Raw genomic sequence first — 22,007 nt, forward strand, 5'->3', positions numbered from 1 at the left:
GGCTTCAGCCCACCGTTCAACGCAATTTCCCTTTGATGGGCTAAAGCCCATTCTACGTTTTTTGTGGACATATCTTTCAGGCGGACACATAGCTCCGCCACTTGTATATTAAAATTAATATAAAATAGCAACAAAACCCCGTTATCTGCATCTCGAGTCCGCCCCAGGCAACAAACCGAGTTGTAGCAATGAGAGCAGATAACATTTCACCAAAAAACCGAACAGTTGCCAGACTTAAACCCGAATGCAAGGCAGGTTAATGATGAATGAACAAACTTATTGTGGTATTGATGTTGCTAAACGTCATTTCGTTATTGGGCTTTCTAACCAAAAACGAACAAAGACCGAAACCAACAACCCGAAAGGGATTGCGCATACCATTGAGTATTTACGTCGTTTCAGTGTGGACTTAATTGTCCTTGAAAGCACCGGTGGGCTTGAACTTCCATTAGCTAAAGCACTCCACCGCGCAGGCTTTCGTGTGGTGATTGCCAACCCGCGACAAACCAATCAGTTTGCGATGTCGCAGTCACTAGCAAAAACCGACAATAAAGACGCCAAAATGTTGGCTTTTTACGCCCAGATGCTCGCAATGCGTGATAATGTAGCGCAACAGCTTTACATACCACCGACTCCCGAGCAAGAACAGCTTGAAGCCCTTGTTTCACGCCGTAATCAGCTTGTTGAAATGCGTTCCGCGGAGAAAAACCGCCTTGAACAAGTCCATTCCACACAACGACTCAGTGTTGAGCAGCATATCGACTATCTCTGTCTGCGTATTGATGAGCTGGATAGTGAAATCGAACAGCATCTCAAACATTTTGACGATACAATAAAAAAGTTTAAAGACATCAAAGGGTTAGGCACACAAACGATAGCCGTTTTGATGTCAATGTTGCCTGAGTTAGGTCAATATACACATAAACAAATTGCTTCGCTTGTTGGCGTTGCGCCACATCCGAAAGAAAGCGGTGACACCAAATGGAAAAGCCGCTGTTCAGGTGGTCGCAAAGCCGTGCGAAATGCACTGTATATGGCCACATTTGTTTGCGTGCGTTTTGAGCCTAAACTCAAACAATTTTACGAACGTTTACGCGCTAATGGTAAGGCGTTCAAAGTGGCGATTAACGCCTGTATGCGTAAGCTTCTAACCATTTTAAATGCGATTGTCCGCGATGGCTCGCAATGGGACGCTCACGCGCTTTAATTAACGAATTTGTATTTTTGCTTTTTAGCGGAATACAGTTGCTACATTTTTTCGCGATGAGAAAATTCGATGAAGTAAAAAAGTGCGGTGGTTTTTTCTAGGTTTTTGGCTTGGTTATTTTTTACGTGAGATCTTAAACACGCTTCGATCCAGTCCCCCTCTTTCGTAAAGAGGGGTTAGGGGAGATTTGAAATTAGTGTAAATTAACAACATTTGTTTTTGTGTGTATGCTTGTGTATAATCATTCCCGATTAAGACGACAAGGAGGAAGCATGCACTCACGCGACTTAATCAAGGAACTTAAAAATGCTGGTTGCACATTTGTTCGGCAGGGTAAAGGCGATCACCAAATCTGGCAGTCGCCCATTACAGGAAAAATATTTTCTGTACCACCCCCCAAGCAACACATTGCAATTGGAACATTAAGATCCATCAAAAAATCGGCAGGGCTTTTATAGCTCTGCCGAGCTAACCTACAAGGAGCGACTATGTTATTTACTATCGGCATTGAAACCCCTGATAACGAAAATGAGGCTTACGGCATTGCTGTGCCAGTGTTATTTACAGATAAATACGCTTGTATTAGCGCAGCTGATACCCTTGAAGAAATCCCTGTTCAAGCTACAGACGCCATTCATTCTATCTTAGAAATGATGTTTGAAGACGGCACAAATATCAGTGATCTTCAAGACAAAGGCTATAAACACTACCAAAGCTTGGAAGACTTTAATTATTGCGATACTTGGCTATTGCTTGATGTGGATATTTCTGCTTATCAAGGCAAACGCCATCGTATTAATATCAGCTTGCCTGAATATCTCATCAAACGCATTGATAGCCGTGTGGCAAGCAACCCAATTTATAAAGATCGTAGCCATTTTTTAGCCATTGCTTCACAAAAAGAACTACGAGAATAATGACGTAATTAAAACTAAAAGTGCGGTGGTTTTTGTATTCGTTTTTCCAAATATCCCCCTACCCTTTCTTTACTAAAGGGGATTGCTTGGGGCATCACTCACAAATTTCTTAACGATATTGTTTGCATTTTTATGTGCATAGGTAGGGTGCGGCTTCAGCCCACCGTTCAACGAAATTTCCCCTTTAATGGGCTAAAGCCCATTCTACGTTTTGTTGTTGTAGATATATCTTTCAGGCGGACACATAGCTCCGCCACTACATTTTTTCGCGATGATAAAATTCGATGGTACAAAAAAGTGCGGTGGTTTTTTCTAGTTTTTTTGGTTTTGTTATTTTTTACTTGAGATCTTTAACACGCTTCGATCCAGTCCCCCTCTTTTGTAAAGAGGGGTTAGGGGAGATTTGAAATTAGGGGAGATTTGAAAAATGGACTGAAAAATCAGTCCATTTTTATTAGCGCGAGCCATAAACCACAATGGTTTTTCCTCTGGCGGAGATGAGATGTTGTTCTTCGAGCATTTTTAGAATGCGGCCAACCGTTTCTCGTGAGCAGCCAACCATTTGGCCAATTTCTTGGCGGGTGATTTTGATCTGCATTCCTTCAGGGTGGGTCATTGCGTCTGGCATTTTGGTTAAATTAAGTAGGGTTTGGGCAATGCGTCCTGTTACGTCTAAGAAAGCAAGATTGCGAACTTGTTTGGAAGTGTTTTGTAGGCGATCTGCCAGTTGGGCGGTGAGATACATTAACACTTCAGGATTCACTTGGATAAGTTGGCGGAATTTTTTGTAGGAAATTTCAGCCACTTCGCAAGCGGTTTTGGTTTTGATCCACGCCGAGCGTAATTGCCCTTCGTGAAATAACCCTGCTTCGCCAAAAAAATCCCCTTGTCCAAGATAACTTAGGATCATTTCTTTGCCTTCATCATCTTTCACTAATACGGCAACCGAGCCTTTAATTAAATAGTAGAGCGTTTCTGCTTTTTCACCTGCGTGAATGAGCGAGCTTTTCGCTGGGTATTTATGAATATGACAATGAGAAAGAAACCATTCTACGGTTGGATCCATTGGTGGAGTGTGGGTTTGTCCTTGTTGTTCTTGCACGGTGCCCTCCTGTGTATTACTTATGCTTGAAAAAGTCCATTTTATCTTTTATATCAATGGATTCGTGTAATTCCGACCAAACAATTACAGCCTTTCCTTGACGTATGTTGGTCAGTAAATTTTCAGTTTTCTGTTGCAGGGAAAGCTCCTGTTCACCGTAATCCGTCCCTTCACGCAGAATGAAACTTTCTGCAATATTAATGAGCGTTTCTTCTTCTAAATCTTGCCAAGGAATAATCATCATCTTACCTAAAAATTGCTATTATGCAAAGTGTACCGCAATAAGTTTCCACTGTTGTTCAAAGTTTTGGTTTGAATTATGGCGAAAATTCGACCGCACATAACGCATAAACTGCCCTTCGCAGAGATTGACTAAATAAGTGGCGATAATACGTTCGTCAATGCTAAAGGCACGCCCTTCACGCAGTTTGCGCATTTGTAAAATATTCACAAATTGGAATTCTAGGCGATCGAAAAATTGCGCCACGCGTGCTTGTAATTTCGGATCTTCAAACATTAGGGCGTGGCCTGTTAGCACACGAGTTAATCCAGGATTTTTGCGCGCAAAATCTAAGATCATTTGTAAAATATCGCGCACGCGGTTCATTGTATTCGTTTCGTTTTTGATTGATTGGTTAATACGGCTAAATAATGTGCCTTCCAAATTTTCAATCAAGGCCTCGAACATTTTGGTTTTGCTTGGGAAATAGCGATATAACGCGGCTTCAGATACCCCCACTTTTTCTGCAAGACGTGCTGTGGTCATTCGTTCCATTCCTTGTTCTGAATGAAGCATATGAGTGAGTACAGTTAGCACTTGCTGACGGCGTTCTTTTACGCTGCGTTTGTCGCTTTTCGGTGCCTTTTCTGTATTTTTTTCGCTAAGCTTTTGTTCGGGCGCAGGCTCAATGCCTGCAATTTCCAGTTGTTCTTCGACCATAGTTCCTCTATTGTTTGCCTGAATGGCCAAATCCGCCTTCACCACGTTCTGTTTGTTCAAAATCGCTCACAATATTAAATTCTGCTTGCACCACAGGTACAAATACAAGCTGTGCAATGCGATCACCTATATCCACTTTGAAAGGCTGCGAGCCACGGTTCCACATTGATACCATTAAAGGCCCTTGGTAATCGGAATCAATCAAGCCCACCAAATTGCCCAATACAATCCCATTTTTATGCCCAAGCCCTGAACGTGGCAAAATCACTGCCGCAAGGTTAGGATCGGCGATATAAATAGAAAGCCCGGTGGGAATTAATTTGGTTTCCCCCGGTTGAATTTCAAAACTTTCTTCTACCAACGCGCGCAGATCTAAGCCCGCTGAACCGCTTGTGGCATAAGCTGGCAAGGGAAATTCCGTGCCAATTCGGCTATCTAAAATTTTTACGTCAATCTTTTTCATTTTTTGTTTATTCCTTCGTTCAAACTTGAGCTTGAAAGCGTTCTATAATCTGTTGGGCAAGTTGCACCGCCAGATCTTTTTTACTGCTACGCGGTAATTGCACGCTGCCATCATGCCAGAAAAGCTGGAGCTGATTATCATCACCATTAAAGCCTTGTCCGTTAGACACATCATTGGCGCAGATCAGATCTAAATTTTTACGCGCTAATTTGTCTTGTGCATATTGTGCAACATTTTGCGTTTCTGCCGCAAACCCCACCACAAATGGGCGATTTTCGTTCAGCGCCGCCACTGCTGCAATAATATCAGGGTTTTTCACCAATTCTAAGGTGAGCGTATCGCTATCAGCGGTTTTCTTCATTTTTTGCTCGGCGATTTGCGCGACACGGTAATCCGCCACCGCCGCACAACCAATAAAAATATCCACTTGCGGTGCAAGAGAAAGAGAGGCGTCTGCCATTTCTTGCGCGGAAATCACATCAATTCGTTCCACTTGAGCAGGGGTAGGCAAATTCACTGGCCCTGCAATTAATTTGACTTTCGCCCCTCGTTTAGCAAAAGCTTCAGCGATAGCAAAGCCCATTTTGCCTGAACTATGATTGCTAATATAACGCACGGGATCAATGGCTTCGCGAGTTGGGCCAGCGGTGATCGCAATGGTTAAGTGGCTAAGATCTTGTGGCGCTAACAATATTTCGCAAAGTGCGGTGTAAATTTCGGCTGGTTCTGACATTCGTCCAAAGCCCATATCCCCACAGGCCTGTTCACCACTGTTAGGCCCAATGGTTGCAATGCCACGGGCTTTTAAACTGGCCAAATTTTGTTGGGTAATGGGTTGGCGGAACATTTGCTGATTCATCGCTGGCGCAAGCAAAATCGGTGCACTGGTGGCAAGACAAATAGTCGTCAACAGATCATTGGCCATTCCTGCGTTTAAGCGTGCCATAAAATCTGCGCTGGCAGGGGCGATCACAATGAGATCTGCCCATTTCGCCAGTTCAATATGCCCCATTGCCAGTTCTGCTTGGGGATCAAGCAATGACTGAGCCACCGCATTGCCTGAAATGGCTTGCAACGTGAGTGGCGTAACAAATTCTGCCGCCGCAGGAGTGAGAACCACGCGCACTTCCGCTTGGCTTTTGCGAAGCAAGCGAATAAGCTCAATGCTTTTATAAGCCGCAATTCCCCCTGTTATGCCAACAACAATACGTTTTCCTTGAAGATCTTGCATTATTTCCAATCAATCCAAATTAAAAGTGCGGTTAATTTTACTGTAATTTTGCCCAATAAAAAATTCAATTTTTCGATCTGGATCGCAAAAGTCGTGAGCAAGTCTATTAGAATGCCATTGCCCGTGATAAAAAGATCGGTAATTTAATATTAGAGAAATAAGGTCATCACCCAAATGACTACCTTAATGCCACGAGAAAAATTGTTAAAATTTGGTGCTGAATCCCTTGATGATAGCGAATTATTAGCTATTTTTTTACGCACAGGAATCAAGAATTGTTCTGTAATGGAATTATCTCGTGTGGTTCTTGATCATTTTGGATCGTTGCGACAATTAATTAGTGCGGATCAAAAAGCCTTTTGCAACGTTAAAGGCTTAGGCATTACACAATTTATCCAGCTGCAAGCTAGCACGGAAATGACAAAGCGTTATTTATTGCAAGAATTGGAAATGGCACAGGCATTTACTCGCCCTGAGTTAGTGAGAATATATTTGCAAACGGAGCTAGAACATAAAGAGCGGGAAGTTTTTTTGGTACTTTTTTTAGATAATCAGCATCGCCTGATTAAAAAAGAAGAAATGTTTTTAGGTACTATCAACACAGCCGCGGTGTATCCCAGAGAAATTGTTAAAAGCGCACTTTTTTGTAATGCGGCGGCGATTATTTTGGCGCATAATCACCCATCAGGCATTGCAGAGCCGAGCAATTCCGATCGGATCATCACAGAAAAGATCCAAAAAGTGGCAGAATTAGTGGAAATTCGCGTGCTAGATCATTTTGTGATCGGCAAAGGCTGTTATGTTTCTTTTAGTGAAAAAGGGTGGCTATAATAGCCATTTAGCAAGAATGATGCGGTGGAATTGCTGATTTTTTTGTCATTTATTGCGTTAATTAAGTGATTTAGGCTTGAGTATAGCAAATAAAGTGAGTATAATTTGCCACCTTTAATATAGTATGCGGGTCGGTTACAGCGACCTGACGAGGTGGCTTGCAAACCTAGTTTGCAGTAATCCGAACCCTAAGCTCGAGCTTATATTTGATTTATTGGAGATTAATATGTCTAGAGTCTGTCAAGTAACAGGCAAGCGTCCAGCAGTTGGTAACAACCGCTCACACGCAATGAACGCGACTCGTCGTCGTTTTCTTCCTAACTTACACACTCACCGTTTCTGGGTTGAGTCTGAAAAACGTTTCGTAACTTTACGCTTAACGGCGAAAGGTATGCGTATTATTGATAAAAAAGGCATTGATGCAGTGTTAGCTGAAATCCGTGCTCGTGGCGAGAAAATCTAAGGAGCTAAAAAATGGCAGCTAAAGGTGCTCGTGAAAAAATCCGTTTAGTTTCAACAGCTGAAACCGGTCATTTCTACACAACAACTAAAAACAAACGTAATATGCCAGAAAAAATGGAGATCAAAAAATTTGATCCTGTTGTGCGTAAACACGTTATTTACAAAGAAGCTAAAATCAAATAATTTAGCTTTGATGAATTAGAAAAACCCGACTTGTTCGGGTTTTTTTATGTCTTTTATAGGCGCTTTTCTTGGATTTTTATTGATTGCCCCTATTTATAGCGTAACGCAGAGAGATTTTCACTAGAACTATATCATTTACACGGAGAAAAAATGCCTGAATTACCTGAAGTTGAAACCACTAAAAATGGGATTTCCCCTTATTTAACAGGATTTACCATTGAAAAAATCGTAGTGCGTAATCCTAAATTACGCTGGGAAATCAGCCCGCAATTAAGTGAGTTTAAGCAGGTTAAAGTGAGTCATCTTTCCCGCCGTGCCAAATATCTGATCATTCATACGGAAAAAGGTGCGATCATTGGGCATTTAGGTATGTCGGGATCTTTGCGTGTCGTGCCACAGGATAGCCCCATTGATAAACACGATCATTTAGATATTGTGATGAATAATGGCAAGGTGCTGCGTTATAACGATCCTCGCCGTTTTGGTGCGTGGCTTTGGACGGATAATCTGGCAGATTTTCATCTTTTTGCCAAACTTGGCCCAGAACCCCTTTCAGCAGAATTTACTGGGGAATATTTGTTCAAAAAATCTCGTAAAAAACAGACCGCACTTAAAACCTTTTTAATGGATAATGCTGTGGTGGTGGGCGTGGGCAATATTTATGCCAATGAAACGCTCTTCTTATGCGGTTTACATCCGCTAAAATTAGCCAAAAACTTAACTAAAGCTCAATGCGAATTGCTGGTGCAAACCATTAAACAAGTGCTTGCCACCGCCATTGCGCAAGGTGGTACAACCTTGAAAGACTTCTTACAACCTGACGGTCGCCCCGGCTATTTTGCTCAAGAATTAAGGGTTTACGGCAATAAAGATAAACCTTGTCCAACGTGTGGGACAAAAATTGAAAGTTTAGTCATCGGACAACGTAATAGCTTTTTCTGCCCGAAATGCCAGAAAAAAGCATAAAAATATGCTAAAAAAATACCGCTCTTTTGAGCGGTATTCTGTCTTATTTGCTTATTAGGCAATGATTAGAACTCGTAACGAAGACCTACTTTTACACCATATTGATTTACTTTGGTATCTTCCCAGTTACCTAAACGGTTATATTCAAAACCAGTATCTAAAGCAAGGTTTTGAGTAAGATCATAAGAAATACCCGCTAATGCACCATAACCAAATTTAGTGTGTTTTTTGTCTTCAAATGCGTTTGGCTGTGTATTTTCAACATCAAAAACATTCAATGATAAACGCGCACCAAGGTAAGGTTTAACTGGTAAATTAAAATTGAAATCATAGATTGCTGCTAAACCTAAGCCATAGATTTTTGCGCTGATATGCTCATTTGTATCTACATTGCCAGAAGTTTTCGCATAGAAAGTATCCACAGCAACACGCCAATCATTTACTTTATAACCGACAGTAAGACGAGGTGTCACCTTGTTTTTATTTAATGCTGAATACTCAGTGAATTTTAATTTTGAGTGTTGTACATCACCTTGAACATACCAATTTGCATTGGCTGTGGCTGAAATAGCTAACGCACCGATTGCTACCGCTAATAGTTTTTTCATTGTCTTCTCCAACAAAAGTTATAAAAATCAACCAATTGTAGCATAATTTTTGGCTACAGGTAAATAAATTAATGCTTGTTTACATTCTCGACAAAAATACACCGCACTTTGCTTTTGCACTTTGTTATGGCGGCGTACGCTAAGATCGTGAGTGCGGCAACCGCAGCGGTAAGTAAAGGTTTTTCCCTGCACACTTTTAACATCTAAATTGTGGTAAATTTCCGCAGGTTGCTGGAAGATGTTTTCCATCACCGCTTTCCATTCTTTGCCGTGCGGCGCTACTCGCCCAAACACTTGATAAACAATTAAATGGGCCAGTTCGTGCGGAACAATTTGCTGCAAAAAATAGTCAGGATTTTCCAACAATAAAGTGCGGTTAAAACGGATTTCATTTTTCTGTAAATATGCCACTCCAGCCTTTACCCCGCGCAATTGGTAACTCACTGTTGGCATTGGAAAAGTGCGTTGAAAATGTTGCTCCGCCAGTTGCAAATAATGGCGTAACTGGCGAAGGATTTGTATATTAAGTAAACGTAATGAAGAATGAGTGTCTGACATAAATAAAAAATATCACTAAATTTTTTACAATATGGGGGTAAAAAAGCTAAGATCAATTTTATTTTTACATACACAAATGAGTAAAGTATCATTTGTGTCATTGTGTAAATCAAGGGGGATAAAATGAGCAGAATAAATTTTGACACATCTGAAGAAATGAAGCATAAAATCAAGGTTTATACTTCAATTCATCAAATTACGATAAAAGAATTCTTTGAACAAATGCTAAACGATTTTTTTGCCGCAGGTGAAGATCTCACCGCAGAAGAACGAGAAATCATTGCGCGTTCAACAGCATTTTTTGATAAACCTGAAAATCAGCATTTAACTACCTCATTAACGCAAGATGAAGCCTTAAAAATTGGTGAGAAAGTGAGAAATGGCGAGAGTTTGGCAAAATTATTAGGTTATTAAAATGTTAGCGAATTTGCAGTTTCATAACCGATTTATTTCCTTTGTCTATCATCGTATTTTAAACGAAGGAAGCAAGAAAGAGCTTGAAAGGCAGCTAACAGATAATATCCGCAAAACTATTTTTCTGCGTAAACAGGCAAGGAAATTTTTTGTTAAACGAAAACCACAAAATGTAGTGATCTTTGTTTATGCGGAAAAAGGGAACTTTGTGATTAAGGCATTTCAGTTTGGTAAAACGGATTTGCTAACGGGAAACAAAAAAGCACACCTTACAACCATAGAAAAGATTTTATCTGAAAAAACCGATCTAGAAATTCGTCAGTATTATTAGCCAATCTAGGCAATAAAAAAGCCATTGCAACAGATTGAAATGGCTTTTTTCCAAACTAACTTTTATTTATTTCAACCCAGCTGCCGCTCTTAATTCTGCGGCGCGGTCGGTTTTTTCCCAAGGGAATTGTTCACGTCCGAAGTGGCCGTAAGCGGCGGTTTGGCGGTAGATTGGCTGAATCAGATCAAGCATTTTGATTAAGCCGTAAGGGCGTAAATCGAAAAATTCACGCACTAAATTCACCAACAACTCATTGCTCACTTTGCCCGTGCCAAAAGTTTCCACCATAATAGACGTTGGCTCTGCCACGCCGATGGCATAAGAAAGCTGAATTTCACAACGATCTGCTAAACCTGCAGCAACAATGTTCTTCGCTACATAGCGTGCGGCATAGGCAGCTGAGCGATCTACTTTTGATGGATCTTTACCTGAGAATGCACCACCACCGTGACGCGCTGCACCGCCGTAAGTATCCACGATAATTTTACGTCCTGTTAAACCGCAATCCCCCATCGGGCCACCAATCACAAAACGGCCTGTTGGATTAATAAAATATTTGGTGTCTTTGCCGAGCCATTCACTTGGCAACACCGGCTTGATGATTTCTTCCATTACCGCTTCGTGCAAGGCATTTTGGCTGATTTCTTCCGCGTGTTGGGTAGAAAGCACCACCGCATCAATGCCAACAATTTTGTCGTTTTCATATTTTAGCGTAACTTGGCTTTTCGCATCTGGACGTAACCAAGGCAAAGTGCCGTCTTTACGCACTTGCGCTTGGCGTTCCATTAAGCGGTGTGCATAGGTAATCGCCGCAGGCATTAACACTTCGGTTTCATTGGTGGCATAACCAAACATAATGCCTTGGTCGCCTGCCCCTTGATCTAACGGACTTTCACGATCCACGCCTTGATTAATATCGGAAGATTGTTTGCCAATGGCGTTTAACACCGCACAAGAATGGCCATCAAAGCCCATATCAGAGTGCTTATAACCAATATCACAAATTACTTGGCGGGTAAGATTTTCAATGTCCACCCAAGCTGATGTGGTGATTTCACCGCCCACAAGTGCCATACCTGTTTTGACATAGGTTTCACAGGCCACACGGGCTTTCGGATCTTGTTTTAAAATTTCGTCTAACACCGCGTCAGAAATCTGATCGGCAATTTTATCTGGGTGCCCTTCTGACACTGATTCAGAAGTAAATAAATAAGATGACATAGCTTTCCTTTAGTTTTAAATAAATTTGTTTAGATGTTTTTGCGTCTAGACGGCTATAATACGTTTTTTTGTTTAGAAAGCAAGCGCTAATTTTTGCCGTATTAATGAATAAAAGTGTTGAGTTGATAAAGAAAAATATAGCGTAATAGCTTGCCAATAAGGATTAAAAGCATTGATTTCAACCAGTTAAAGCGTAACCAGCCAGCCATTGCGCAAAAGGCATCGCCCACAATGGGCAGCCAGCTTAATAATAATGTCCAAATGCCATAGCGCTGAATGTTGTTCAATGCCCAGCTGCGTTGTGGATTTTTTTGTTCTAATTTTGGAAACCAACGGCCAATGACATAAGTGGTCATACTACCAAGGGTGTTGCCTGCGGTAGCGACCGCAATCAGGCTTAATACATCGTGAGAAAATATTGCACCAATAAAAGGTGCGGTGAGAAAAAGGAAAATAATTTCCGAATTGCCGGGCAATACCGTGGCGCTAAGAAAGGCGCTGCTAAACATTAGCCATAGGCTATTTTGCGATCCCAATAGCCCATCGGTCAGCCAATCAAGCATAGTCTGCCATATATTTGTTGATGTAATTAAGCCTATCTTGCTCGGTAATTTGGCGAATCACTTTGGCTGGATTGCCCACCACAAGGCTATTGGCAGGAATATCTTTGCTCACCACTGAACCTGCGCCAATCACCACGTTATCGCCGATGGTTACGCCACCTAAGATAATGGCATTTCCCCCAATCCACACATTATTGCCAATGGTAATCGGCAGCGCTTGTTCCCAATCTTGGCTGCGTAATTCCGCATCAAGGGGGTGGCCTACGGTATAGAGGCTCACATTTGGCGCAAGCATCACATTATCGCCAATGGTGATGCCACCGTTATCCAACATTGTGCAGTTATAGTTGGCAAAAAAGTTTTCGCCCACTTCAATAAAACAGCCGTAATCGCAAAAAAACGGCGCGTTAATATGGGGTTCATTTTTGCATTTGCCTAAAATTTGCTGAATTAGCACCGCTCTTTTTTCTGTTTCAGAAGGGCAAATTTGCGTATTGTATTGAAAAAGGCGCTTTTTATTTTCAATGCGAAGTTGCGCTAATTCGGGATCATTCGGTTTATGTGCCAGCCCTGCGAGCATTTTTTGCTTATTGGATAACATTTAATTGCCCTTAATCAGTTGATTGATACGCACATCAAACACATCCATACCCGCAGCAAGGCCTGCTTGCACACCAAGATCCGCATCTTCAAACACCACGCAACGTTGTGGATTCACTTTGATTAATTCCGCGCAACGCAAAAATGTATCGGGTTCTGGCTTGTGCTTTGCCACATCTTCTGCGGTAACCACGGCATCAAAATAGGCGTGCAAATCAAATTTATCGAGCAATAAATTGGTCACATTGCGGTGCGAGCCTGTTCCCAGCGCCAAAGGTTTTTGTCCAGCAAATTTCTTCACCACCTGCGCCGCTGGCAACAAGGTGGAATGCTGCATAATTAATTCAATTCCATATTGGCGTTTTAGCTGGATCACTTCATCAAACAATTCCATTGGCATTGCGGCTTTTTTCATCATTTGTTCAGCAATCACTTTCACTGGCGCGCCACCCAATTTATAAATAATGTTGCCATCAAGAGGATAACCTAAGGTTTCGCCCACTTTATCCCACGCTTTTTTATGACTTGGCATTGTGTCGATCACCGTGCCGTCCATATCAAAAATTAAGCCGTCATAATCGGCAAAAAACTCCAAATTCGTCATTCATTACTACCTTTTTTAAAATTTCCTGTATTTTGCTACAAATTTGTGATCCCTGCACTGTTTTATTTGATGAGATTTCGGTAAAGTTAAGCTTAAATAAAATTTATCGCAAAAAATCACCGCACTTTCTAACCTGAAAATGATGTCGAGGTGGCAATGAGGCTGCAACAACAATTAACGTTTTTATTACAACGAAAATTGATCGATGAAGAAATCGTGCAATGGATGTTGCATATCCGAGATCATTTGCACACACAGTGGCACGCTGATGTGGAAAGCCCGCAAGTTTTTATGCTGTTTAATCATTTTGCAATGGCGTTAGGGCGAATTAAACGCGGTTACGTCGCCCACCCTTTAGCCCAAGAAATTTTGGCTGAAATGCAAAGTGCGGTGGTTTTTCCGCAAGTTTTTCAGCGTCATATCGAGCTAATGCAGCTTATTCCCCTTGCTATTCCTGATAGTGAACAAACGCATTTTATGGCGAATATTTATTCGCTCTCTCTCGCTCAGCCACAAATTTTAGGCTAACTTTCTGCGCAATTATCCAGTATAATGAGCGCATTTCTTTAACTTATGAAAACAGAACACTTATGGATACAAAATTTAATGTAAAAACTTTCCAAGGAATGATCCTTGCCTTACAAGCTTACTGGGCAGAACAAGGCTGTACCATTGTGCAACCTTTTGATATGGAAGTAGGGGCAGGCACGTCCCACCCAATGACCGCATTGCGTGCCATTGGGCCAGAGCCGATGGCGTTTGCCTATGTGCAACCTTCACGCCGTCCAACTGATGGGCGTTATGGCGAAAACCCAAACCGCTTGCAACATTATTATCAATTCCAAGTGGTGATCAAGCCTTCTCCAGATAACATTCAAGAGCTTTATCTTGGCTCATTAAAAATGCTCGGCTTCGACCCAACACAACACGATATTCGTTTTGTAGAAGACAACTGGGAAAATCCAACCCTTGGTGCGTGGGGCTTAGGCTGGGAAGTGTGGCTAAATGGTATGGAAGTGACCCAATTTACCTATTTCCAACAAGTGGGTGGTTTAGAATGTAAACCGGTTACGGGCGAAGTTACCTACGGTTTAGAACGCTTGGCGATGTATATTCAAGGCGTGGATAGCGTGTATGACTTAGTTTGGTCAGACGGCCCACTCGGCAAAACTACCTACGGCGATGTGTTCCACCAAAACGAAGTAGAGCAATCTACTTACAACTTTGAATACGCCGATATTGATTTCTTATTCAAAGCCTTTGAGCAATATGAAAAAGAAGCACAAGAGTTATTAGCCCTAGAAAAACCATTACCACTGCCTGCCTATGAACGTATTTTAAAAGCCGCGCACAGCTTTAACTTGCTCGATGCACGCAAAGCCATCTCCGTGACCGAACGCCAACGTTACATTCTGCGTATCCGCGCTTTAACCAAAGGTGTCGCAGAAGCTTATTATGCGAGCCGTGAAGCATTGGGTTTCCCTGGGTGTAAAAAATAAGTGCGGTCAAAAATTTAGGAATTTTTATGATGGATAAACCCGTTTTATTTTTCGCCGAAACCTGCCCTGATACCGCGCCTTTTGTGGCGCGCTTGCAAGAATTAGGCGTGCAATATGAGCCAGTAGAAATTCAATCATCATTAAGCAATCTCAAACGCTTCCTCGCTTTGCGCGATAGCCGTGCAGAGTTTGAAGCGGTGAAAGCGCGCGGATCCATTGGGATTCCAGCCTTGCTATTGAATAATGATAGCCTTGTGTTAGATGTGGATAAATTGGCTGACGTTTTTAAATAAATAAAAAGTGCGGTAGGTTTTGCAGGAGTTTTGCATTAAATGGGAAAAGAAAAATACGTTGCAATTGATGAACACCAATTAGTTGGTGAAATTAGTCAATTAATCAAAACCAGTAAGCAACGTGTTGCTGTAACGGTGAATGCAGAACTGACCTTACTTTATTGGCATATCGGGCAGCGGATTAATCAGCATATTTTGCAAAATGAACGGGCAGAATATGGTAAGGAAATCATCAAAAATTTATCAAAAAGTTTGACGGAACAGTTTGGTAAGGGTTGGGGACGATCTCATCTGAATTACTGTGTTAAATTTGCAGAAACATTTAGTGAGCTAGAAATTGTCCACGCACTGCGTGGAAAATTAAGTTGGACGCACTTCAAAGCATTAATTTATATTGATGATCCACTAAAACGAGATTTTTATGCCACCATGGCAGCCCAAGAACGTTGGAGTACGCGGACGTTAGAATCTCGCATTGGTTCATTACTTTTTGAACGGACAGCACTTTCTAAAAAACCTGATGAAACCATTACGCAAGAATTAACTATTTTGCGAGAAAAAGGCGAATATAACCAATCAATGGTATTAAAAGATCCCTATGTTTTGGATTTTTTAGAACTCAATGATCGTTATTTAGAAAAAGATTTAGAAGATGCCATATTAAGAGAAATTGAACAATTTCTTTTAGAGTTAGGGGCCGGATTTACTTTTATTGCCCGCCAAAAACGTATTCAAATTGATAATGATGATTTTTATATTGATTTGCTCTTCTATAACCGGAAATTAAAACGTTTAATTGCTGTCGAGCTGAAAACGGAGGCCTTTAAACATTCGCATAAAAGCCAAATGGAACTTTATCTTGCGTGGTTAGCAAAATATGAACAAGAAGAAGGAGAAAATCCACCTTTAGGCATTATTTTGTGTACATCTAAAAAGCAAGAGCAAGTTGAATTATTAGATTTAAAACATTCTGATATTCATATTGCAGAATATTTAACGGTATTACCGAGTAAAGAAGTCCTAGAGCATCGATTACATTTGGCAGTAAAAAACGCCAAAGATAAATTTGCTAAATAAATTATATTCAATGTAATAAGAGAGTTTAAAAATGAAAAAATTAATTAAATTTGTTATGCCTGCACTTTGTGTCGTACCAATGTTAGCTCAAGCAGAAGGAAACAACGCCCCTTCAGCAAAAGACATCGTACTTTCTGTTGGTGCAACTTATCAACCTATTGAAAAAGCGACAAAGTTGAAAAAAGGCTCAAGTGAACAATACGCCATCAAACTTTTAGGTCGTCCAATTCATTCGCAAACCAAAGGCCAAGGCAAGGCTTTACAATGGTGTAAAACAGGTGCAGAAAACACGCTTAGCCCTTATGATGAATTTTTGATTGGCTTTTTCTATAAAGGTAAACTTGTTGGCACTGGTGGCTATTTAAATAAAACAAAACCAGGCGATTGCGCAAAATTATATCAACAAGTTGAATGGAAACCTGCGAATAAATTGACTGAATATAAAGTGAAATAACAAGCTATATTCAAATAAAATGCAACCTTACTCTAAAAGCTTAAAAGAGCTTTCACAGAAATTGCGTTCAGATCAGACGGATGCTGAACGTAAATTATGGCAAAGGATTAATCGAGATCAATTATTGGGGTTTCGATTTAATCGCCAAAAGCCTTTGTTAAATTATATTGTTGATTTTTATTGTGCAAAGGCAAAACTGGTTATTGAACTAGATGGTAGTCATCATTATGAGCCAGAATACCAAGAAAAAGATCAGCTACGAGATGATGAATTGGGATCTTTAGGTTTTACCGTAATGCGGTTTAGTAATGATGAGATTTATTATGAGATTGAGGATGTTGTAGAACAAATTTATTTATTTTTGGAGCAGGTACAAATCGCTCTTAGTGGCTCTGAGGATTGACAAATCTCCCCTAACCCCTCTTTGCTAAAGAGGGGGACTGATTAGTTAGAATAATGAGAATGGAGCTTGGAATATACAGTACCCTAAATGCAGAATAGTTCATAAAGCATTTTTTGCTAAAGAACAATTCCCCTCTTTAGCAAAGAGGGGCTAGGGGAGATTTGAAAATATTGACTAATACATATAGCAAAATTTATCTTGCTATAATTATTAAAGGAATAGTAAAAACGCTCTTAATCTTTTTTACTAAAGAAAAATCCCCCCTCTTTAGCAAAGAGGGGTTAGAGGAAATTTGACAATATTGATTAACGTACATAGCAAAATTTATCTTGCTATAATTATTAAAGGAATAGTGAAAACTCACTTAATCTTTTTTACTAAAGAAAAATCCCCCTCTTTAGTAAAGAGGGGTTAGGGGAGATTTGTCCCATACCAGATATATTTAAAAAGAGAAAACCAAAATGACAAAAAACTTCCTCGCCGAGATCGGCACAGAAGAGTTGCCACCAAAGGCACTCAAGAAATTAGCAACCGCGTTTGCGGAGAATGTAGAAAATGAATTAAATCAAGCGGGCTTGGCATTTGATAAAGTAGAATGGTTTGCCACCCCACGCCGTTTAGCGGTGAAAGTGTTGGGGCTGGCGGAGGCGCAGCCAAGCAAAGAAGTGGAAAAACGTGGGCCTGCGGTTGCGGCGGCGTTTGATGCGGAAGGTAAGCCAACCAAAGCAGCGGAAGGCTGGGCGCGTGGTTGTGGCATTAGCGTGGATCAGGCGGAGCGTTTAGTTACCGATAAAGGCGAATGGCTGGTTCATCGTGCGGTGATTGAGGGGCAGCCGACCAAAAATCTTCTACTTGGTATTATCAGCAATGCCCTGGCGAAATTGCCAATTCCAAAAACAATGCGTTGGGGTGATAAAAGCGAGCAATTTGTGCGCCCTGTACATACCGTAACCCTATTATTTGGTGATGAGCTGATCGAAGGTGAAATTCTTGGCGTAGCCAGTGGTAAAACCATTCGTGGACACCGTTTCTTAGGCGAGCAAGAATTTAGCATTGATAATGCGGATCAATATCCTGAGATTTTGGAGAAAAAAGGTAGCGTGATCGCGGATTTTGAACGCCGTAAAGCGATTATTTTGGAAAATTCTCAACAAAAAGCCACCGCACTTGGTGGTGTGGCGGATATTGAAGAAAGTCTGCTTGATGAAGTTACCGCATTGGTGGAGTTTCCAAATGTGCTAACCGCGAAATTTGAAGAGCGTTTCCTTGCTGTGCCTGCGGAAGCCTTGGTTTACACAATGAAAGGCGATCAAAAATATTTCCCGATTTACGATAAAAACGGAAAATTATTACCGCACTTTATTTTCGTATCCAATATTAATCCGCAAGATCCCACGGCGATTATTGAAGGAAACGAAAAAGTGGTACGCCCACGCTTAACGGACGCGGAGTTCTTCTTCAAAACCGATTTAAAACAGCGTTTGGAAGACAATCTTCCACGCTTAAAAACCGTCTTGTTCCAACAACAACTTGGTACCTTGTTTGATAAAACAGAGCGTATTGAAAAACTCAGTGGTGAAATTGCGGCACAAATTGGGGCGGATGTGGCGAAAGCAGAGCGCGCAGGCTTGTTATCAAAATGTGATTTAATGACCAATATGGTGTTTGAATTTACTGACACGCAAGGCGTGATGGGTATGCACTATGCACGCCACGATGGTGAAGATGAAGAAGTGGCGGTGGCGTTAAATGAGCAATATATGCCGCGTTTTGCCGGTGATGAGCTTCCACATTCTCTTGTGGCTTGTGCAGTGGCATTGGCGGATAAATTAGACACCTTGACTGGGATTTTTGGCATTGGTCAGCACCCGAAAGGGGATAAAGATCCGTTTGCCTTACGCCGTGCCGCATTAGGTGTGTTGCGTATTATCGTAGAGAAAAAATTACCGCTTGATTTAACGGATTTAGTGAAAAAATCCACCGCACTTTTTGGCGATAAATTAACGAACAGCAATGTGGTTGATGATGTAGTGGACTTTATGCTTGGCCGCTTCCGTGCGTGGTATCAAGAAGAAGGCATTGCGGTAGATGTTATTCAAGCGGTGCTGGCTCGCCGCCCTACTCGCCCAGCTGATTTTGATGCACGAGTGCGTGCAGTGGCACATTTCCGTACCCTTGACGCAGCAGAAGCCTTAGCCGCTGCGAATAAGCGTGTAAGCAATATTTTAGCCAAAGCAGAAGGTGAGATTGGCGAGATCCATTTAGATCGTTGTGTCGAGCCTGAAGAAAAAGCCTTGGCGGAAAGTGTGCTAGCGTTACAAAGTGAAGTGCAGCCTCTGATTGCTAAAGGGGACTATGTGGCAGTGTTGGATAAGCTCGCCAACTTACGTCAACCGGTGGATAATTTCTTTGAGAAAGTGATGGTGAACGCCGAAGATCCACAACTTCGTCAAAATCGTTTAGCCATTCTGAAAACGCTGCAAGGATTATTCTTACAAGTGGCGGATATTTCCTTATTGCAATAGTTTTTCTTTTTAAACCTTAGCCCTGTTCTGCAAAGTGCGGGGCTTTTTTTTGTAAATTTTTCTAAAAAATACCGCACTTTTTCCCCTTTATCTTTCGATAAAAAAATATCTACTAACAAATGGAGTGTTATTTCATTTGTATATTTTTATTCACTTGCAAAAAGCCTAGTATTTTCAATAGAAAAAGATTATTGATGATTTTTTGTTATCTTTTTTCAAATTTGTGATATAGCTCTCAGTAATGAAATTTTACTTCATTTATGATATGGGCATTGATAAGGGTAATCCAACGTCAATACATTATTTTATTGTGCTAATAAAGAATAGGAGAATTGCAATGAAATTAACAAAACTTGCTCTTGCGACATTATGCGTGGGTTTATCTACTTCCGTTTTTGCCGCAGATTATGATTTAAAATTCGGTATGGTTGCGGGAACAAGCTCAAACGAATATAAAGCGGTTGAGTTTTTCGCGAAAGAAGTGAAAGATAAATCTCAGGGTAAAATTGAAATTGCCATTTTCCCGAGCGCTCAGCTTGGTGATGACCGCGTAATGTTAAAACAGCTTAAAGATGGTGCATTAGACTTCACCCTTGCAGAATCTGCCCGTTTCCAAATTTTCTATCCAGAAGCGGAAGTATTTGCCCTGCCTTATATGTTAAAAGATTTTGATGTGGCGAAAAAAGCTGTGTTAGAAACCAACTTTGGTAAAAACTTATTCGCTAAAATCAATAAAGAGTTAGGTGTGAGCGTGCTTTCTATCGGTTATAACGGGACTCGTCAAACCACGTCAAACCGTCCAATTAACAGCATTGCAGATATGAAAGGCTTGAAACTTCGTGTGCCAAATGCGGCGACTAACCTTGCTTTCGCTAAATATGTAGGCGCAACCCCAACACCAATGGCGTTCTCTGAAGTGTATCTTGCGTTACAAACCAATGCGGTAGATGGCCAAGAAAACCCATTACCAACCATTCAAGCGCAAAAATTCTATGAAGTACAAAAATACTTAGCGTTAACCAACCACATTTTAAATGACCAACTTTATTTGATCAGTAATGAAACCCTTGATGAATTGCCAGATGATTTAAAAACGGTGGTAAAAGAAGCCGCACTTAAAGCAGCAGATTATCACACTAAATTATTCGTTGATGGTGAAAGCGAGTTGATTGCCTTCTTCCAAGAAAAAGGCGTAACGGTAACAAAACCTGATCTTGCACCGTTCAAAGCAGCGTTACAACCATACTACGATGAATACTTGAAAAAGAATGGTGAAGTTGGAAAACAAGCTGTAGAAGAAATCTCTGAGTTAGCTAAATAAGCGGTTTGCTTGCTCAATCTATTAAGCAATAACCTTAACGACAAGAGGTCAATATGAAAAAAACAGCATTACACAGTGCATTATTTGCTGCCATTGCAATGACAGCCTTTGCTGCACAAGCAAGCCAATACCCTGATTTGCCTGTAGGGATTAAAAGCGGAACAGGGGCATTAATTGGCGATACCGTTTATGTAGGTTTAGGAACGGGTGGAGATAAATTCTATTCTCTTAACTTAAAAGAGAAAGATGCTAAATGGCAAGAATTGCCTGCTTTCCCTGGTGGAAAACGTAATCAGCCTGTTTCTGCTGGCGTAGATGGTAAACTCTATGTGTTTGGCGGTTTCCAAGATACTGATGTAGCGAAAAATCAAGTCATCAATGATGCTTATCGCTATGATCCAGAAACAAACACTTGGACAAAATTGCAAACTCGTTCACCACGTTCAGCTGTGGGGGCAAGTGTGGCAGAAACGAATGGTAAAATTTATTTTGTAGGCGGAATTAACCAAGAAATTTGGAACGGACTTTTCCAAGACATCGCAGCCGCTGGAGGCGATAAAGACAAAGAAAAAGCCATTTTTGATCCTTATTTCAATTTACGCGTACAGGATTTCTTCTTCTCACCAGAAATTGTCAGCTATGAGCCTGCCACCAATACTTGGCGTAACGAAGGCATCTTCCCATACTCAGGACGAGCAGGGGCAGCTGTAGCAATTAAGGATAACAAACTTCTTGTTGTAAATGGTGAAGTAAAAGCAGGATTGCGTACCCAAACCACGGAACTTGGTACAATCGGTAAAAATGGTATCACTTGGAAAAAATTAGGTGATTTACCTGCACCGAAAGGTCAAAAACTACAAGAAGGTATTGCGGGTGCAATGGGTGGTTATACCAATGGTAACTATATTGTAACTGGTGGTGCAAACTTCCCTGGTGCAAGAACCAACTATAAAAATGGTATTAACGATGCACACCGCACTGGTGGGTTGAAAAAAACTTGGCATAGTGATGTTTATGCACTAAATGCCAAAAAAGGCACTTGGAAAATTATCGGTAACTTACCTGAACCTATCGGTTATGGTGTGGGTGTAAGCTACGATAATAAAGTGTTACTAATCGGCGGTGAAGGCCAAGGAGGAAAAGCCCTTACCTCGGTTCAAACAATGAGTTATGATGGCAAAAAATTAGTTATTGAATAACTAAGTAACGCTTCATAACACTTGATACAAAGGTT

The 22,007-nt window shown here is 41.1% G+C and carries 29 protein-coding genes; 18 read left to right on the plus strand and 11 right to left on the minus strand.

Annotation, left to right across the window (positions count from 1 at the left end):
- Positions 1-259: 259 nt before the first annotated feature.
- The 3 genes from L5B76_RS09370 to L5B76_RS09380 all read left to right on the plus strand — a co-directional run bounded on the left by L5B76_RS09370 (position 260) and on the right by L5B76_RS09380 (position 2,124).
- The gene (locus tag L5B76_RS09370; RefSeq protein ID WP_265753833.1) at positions 260-1,207 is read left to right on the plus strand and encodes a transposase; all 948 of its coding nucleotides are present in this window, start codon (positions 260-262) and stop codon (positions 1,205-1,207) included.
- 272 nt (positions 1,208-1,479) lie between these two features.
- Positions 1,480-1,665: a type II toxin-antitoxin system HicA family toxin gene (locus L5B76_RS09375; protein ID WP_265755200.1), complete on the plus strand. Its 186-nt coding sequence runs from the start codon at positions 1,480-1,482 to the stop codon at positions 1,663-1,665.
- 30 nt (positions 1,666-1,695) lie between these two features.
- Positions 1,696-2,124 carry a type II toxin-antitoxin system HicB family antitoxin gene (locus tag L5B76_RS09380; RefSeq protein ID WP_265755201.1) on the plus strand — a complete coding sequence of 143 codons (429 nt, stop codon included), beginning with the start codon at positions 1,696-1,698 and terminating at the stop codon, positions 2,122-2,124.
- Between the two features lie 454 nt (positions 2,125-2,578).
- On the opposite strand, the gene crp is transcribed toward L5B76_RS09380, so the two are convergent.
- Genes crp through coaBC form a run of 5 tightly spaced genes read right to left on the minus strand, consistent with a single transcriptional unit; the run spans position 2,579 to position 5,860 of the window.
- On the minus strand, positions 2,579-3,226 hold the full coding sequence (gene crp / locus L5B76_RS09385) for a cAMP-activated global transcriptional regulator CRP (protein ID WP_194750425.1): 648 nt from the start codon (positions 3,224-3,226) through the stop codon (positions 2,579-2,581).
- Positions 3,227-3,242: 16 nt separating this feature from the next.
- A complete protein-coding gene (locus tag L5B76_RS09390) occupies positions 3,243-3,467 on the minus strand; it encodes a YheU family protein (RefSeq protein ID WP_265755552.1) in 225 nt (74 codons plus the stop codon).
- Positions 3,468-3,488: 21 nt separating this feature from the next.
- Entirely contained in the window at positions 3,489-4,166 is a 678-nt protein-coding gene (gene slmA / locus L5B76_RS09395; RefSeq protein ID WP_265755203.1) for a nucleoid occlusion factor SlmA, read from the minus strand.
- A gap of 7 nt (positions 4,167-4,173) precedes the next feature.
- Complete coding sequence (gene dut, locus L5B76_RS09400; protein ID WP_265755204.1) at positions 4,174-4,629, minus strand: dUTP diphosphatase; 456 nt, start codon at positions 4,627-4,629, stop codon at positions 4,174-4,176.
- A gap of 19 nt (positions 4,630-4,648) precedes the next feature.
- Positions 4,649-5,860, minus strand: a complete 1,212-nt coding sequence (gene coaBC, locus L5B76_RS09405; RefSeq protein ID WP_265755205.1) for a bifunctional phosphopantothenoylcysteine decarboxylase/phosphopantothenate--cysteine ligase CoaBC — start codon at positions 5,858-5,860, stop codon at positions 4,649-4,651.
- 174 nt (positions 5,861-6,034) lie between these two features.
- Here coaBC and radC point away from each other — a divergent pair, with 174 nt between their 5' ends.
- From radC to mutM, 4 genes are all read left to right on the plus strand, one after another.
- Complete coding sequence (gene radC / locus L5B76_RS09410; protein ID WP_265755206.1) at positions 6,035-6,691, plus strand: RadC family protein; 657 nt, start codon at positions 6,035-6,037, stop codon at positions 6,689-6,691.
- Positions 6,692-6,917: 226 nt separating this feature from the next.
- Positions 6,918-7,154: a 50S ribosomal protein L28 gene (gene rpmB / locus L5B76_RS09415; RefSeq protein WP_011608297.1), complete on the plus strand. Its 237-nt coding sequence runs from the start codon at positions 6,918-6,920 to the stop codon at positions 7,152-7,154.
- Between the two features lie 11 nt (positions 7,155-7,165).
- The gene (gene rpmG, locus L5B76_RS09420; protein WP_005542835.1) at positions 7,166-7,336 is read left to right on the plus strand and encodes a 50S ribosomal protein L33; all 171 of its coding nucleotides are present in this window, start codon (positions 7,166-7,168) and stop codon (positions 7,334-7,336) included.
- 150 nt (positions 7,337-7,486) lie between these two features.
- Positions 7,487-8,302, plus strand: a complete 816-nt coding sequence (gene mutM, locus L5B76_RS09425) for a bifunctional DNA-formamidopyrimidine glycosylase/DNA-(apurinic or apyrimidinic site) lyase (protein ID WP_126371495.1) — start codon at positions 7,487-7,489, stop codon at positions 8,300-8,302.
- Between the two features lie 65 nt (positions 8,303-8,367).
- Here mutM and L5B76_RS09430 read toward each other — a convergent pair whose 3' ends face one another.
- Together L5B76_RS09430 and L5B76_RS09435 are read right to left on the minus strand one after the other, a co-directional pair.
- Positions 8,368-8,910, minus strand: a complete 543-nt coding sequence (locus tag L5B76_RS09430) for an opacity family porin (protein ID WP_265755207.1) — start codon at positions 8,908-8,910, stop codon at positions 8,368-8,370.
- Between the two features lie 27 nt (positions 8,911-8,937).
- Positions 8,938-9,468, minus strand: a complete 531-nt coding sequence (locus L5B76_RS09435; protein ID WP_265755209.1) for a SprT family zinc-dependent metalloprotease — start codon at positions 9,466-9,468, stop codon at positions 8,938-8,940.
- A 123-nt stretch (positions 9,469-9,591) separates the two neighbouring features.
- Between L5B76_RS09435 and L5B76_RS09440 the strand changes: the two genes are divergently transcribed.
- Positions 9,592-9,882 carry a hypothetical protein gene (locus L5B76_RS09440; protein WP_115248586.1) on the plus strand — a complete coding sequence of 97 codons (291 nt, stop codon included), beginning with the start codon at positions 9,592-9,594 and terminating at the stop codon, positions 9,880-9,882.
- Between the two features lies 1 nt (position 9,883).
- Positions 9,884-10,213, plus strand: a complete 330-nt coding sequence (locus L5B76_RS09445; RefSeq protein ID WP_265755210.1) for a hypothetical protein — start codon at positions 9,884-9,886, stop codon at positions 10,211-10,213.
- A 66-nt stretch (positions 10,214-10,279) separates the two neighbouring features.
- Here the strand turns inward: L5B76_RS09445 and metK are convergent, their stop codons facing one another.
- From metK to L5B76_RS09465, 4 genes are all read right to left on the minus strand, one after another.
- Positions 10,280-11,434: a methionine adenosyltransferase gene (gene metK / locus L5B76_RS09450; protein WP_115248588.1), complete on the minus strand. Its 1,155-nt coding sequence runs from the start codon at positions 11,432-11,434 to the stop codon at positions 10,280-10,282.
- 101 nt (positions 11,435-11,535) lie between these two features.
- The gene (locus L5B76_RS09455; RefSeq protein WP_265755211.1) at positions 11,536-11,997 is read right to left on the minus strand and encodes a YqaA family protein; all 462 of its coding nucleotides are present in this window, start codon (positions 11,995-11,997) and stop codon (positions 11,536-11,538) included.
- Positions 11,990-12,598: a sugar O-acetyltransferase gene (locus tag L5B76_RS09460; RefSeq protein WP_265755212.1), complete on the minus strand. Its 609-nt coding sequence runs from the start codon at positions 12,596-12,598 to the stop codon at positions 11,990-11,992. Before L5B76_RS09460 ends, L5B76_RS09455 begins: the two co-directional genes overlap by 8 nt.
- Complete coding sequence (locus L5B76_RS09465; RefSeq protein ID WP_265755213.1) at positions 12,599-13,201, minus strand: beta-phosphoglucomutase family hydrolase; 603 nt, start codon at positions 13,199-13,201, stop codon at positions 12,599-12,601.
- Positions 13,202-13,357: 156 nt separating this feature from the next.
- On the opposite strand from L5B76_RS09465, the gene L5B76_RS09470 reads away from it, so the two are divergent.
- The 9 genes from L5B76_RS09470 to L5B76_RS09510 all read left to right on the plus strand — a co-directional run bounded on the left by L5B76_RS09470 (position 13,358) and on the right by L5B76_RS09510 (position 21,972).
- Positions 13,358-13,729, plus strand: a complete 372-nt coding sequence (locus tag L5B76_RS09470) for a hypothetical protein (protein ID WP_265755553.1) — start codon at positions 13,358-13,360, stop codon at positions 13,727-13,729.
- Positions 13,730-13,791: 62 nt separating this feature from the next.
- The gene (gene glyQ / locus L5B76_RS09475) at positions 13,792-14,700 is read left to right on the plus strand and encodes a glycine--tRNA ligase subunit alpha (RefSeq protein WP_103853915.1); all 909 of its coding nucleotides are present in this window, start codon (positions 13,792-13,794) and stop codon (positions 14,698-14,700) included.
- Between the two features lie 29 nt (positions 14,701-14,729).
- Entirely contained in the window at positions 14,730-14,993 is a 264-nt protein-coding gene (locus L5B76_RS09480; protein WP_265755554.1) for a hypothetical protein, read from the plus strand.
- A gap of 39 nt (positions 14,994-15,032) precedes the next feature.
- Positions 15,033-16,070 (plus strand): PDDEXK nuclease domain-containing protein, encoded by a 1,038-nt coding sequence (locus tag L5B76_RS09485; protein WP_265755214.1) that lies wholly within the window; start codon positions 15,033-15,035, stop codon positions 16,068-16,070.
- A gap of 31 nt (positions 16,071-16,101) precedes the next feature.
- Complete coding sequence (locus L5B76_RS09490; RefSeq protein WP_265755215.1) at positions 16,102-16,524, plus strand: hypothetical protein; 423 nt, start codon at positions 16,102-16,104, stop codon at positions 16,522-16,524.
- 19 nt (positions 16,525-16,543) lie between these two features.
- On the plus strand, positions 16,544-16,927 hold the full coding sequence (locus tag L5B76_RS09495; protein WP_265755216.1) for an endonuclease domain-containing protein: 384 nt from the start codon (positions 16,544-16,546) through the stop codon (positions 16,925-16,927).
- A 461-nt stretch (positions 16,928-17,388) separates the two neighbouring features.
- Positions 17,389-19,452, plus strand: coding sequence for a glycine--tRNA ligase subunit beta (glyS, locus tag L5B76_RS09500; RefSeq protein WP_265755217.1), 2,064 nt, complete (start codon positions 17,389-17,391; stop codon positions 19,450-19,452).
- A 337-nt stretch (positions 19,453-19,789) separates the two neighbouring features.
- Complete coding sequence (locus tag L5B76_RS09505) at positions 19,790-20,773, plus strand: sialic acid TRAP transporter substrate-binding protein SiaP (protein WP_265755219.1); 984 nt, start codon at positions 19,790-19,792, stop codon at positions 20,771-20,773.
- Positions 20,774-20,826: 53 nt separating this feature from the next.
- Positions 20,827-21,972, plus strand: coding sequence for an N-acetylneuraminate epimerase (locus tag L5B76_RS09510; protein ID WP_194750454.1), 1,146 nt, complete (start codon positions 20,827-20,829; stop codon positions 21,970-21,972).
- Positions 21,973-22,007: the final 35 nt, after the last annotated feature.

The organism is Avibacterium sp. 21-594 (genome assembly GCF_026226815.1).
GTDB classification, from domain to species: Bacteria; Pseudomonadota; Gammaproteobacteria; order Enterobacterales; family Pasteurellaceae; genus Avibacterium; species Avibacterium avium.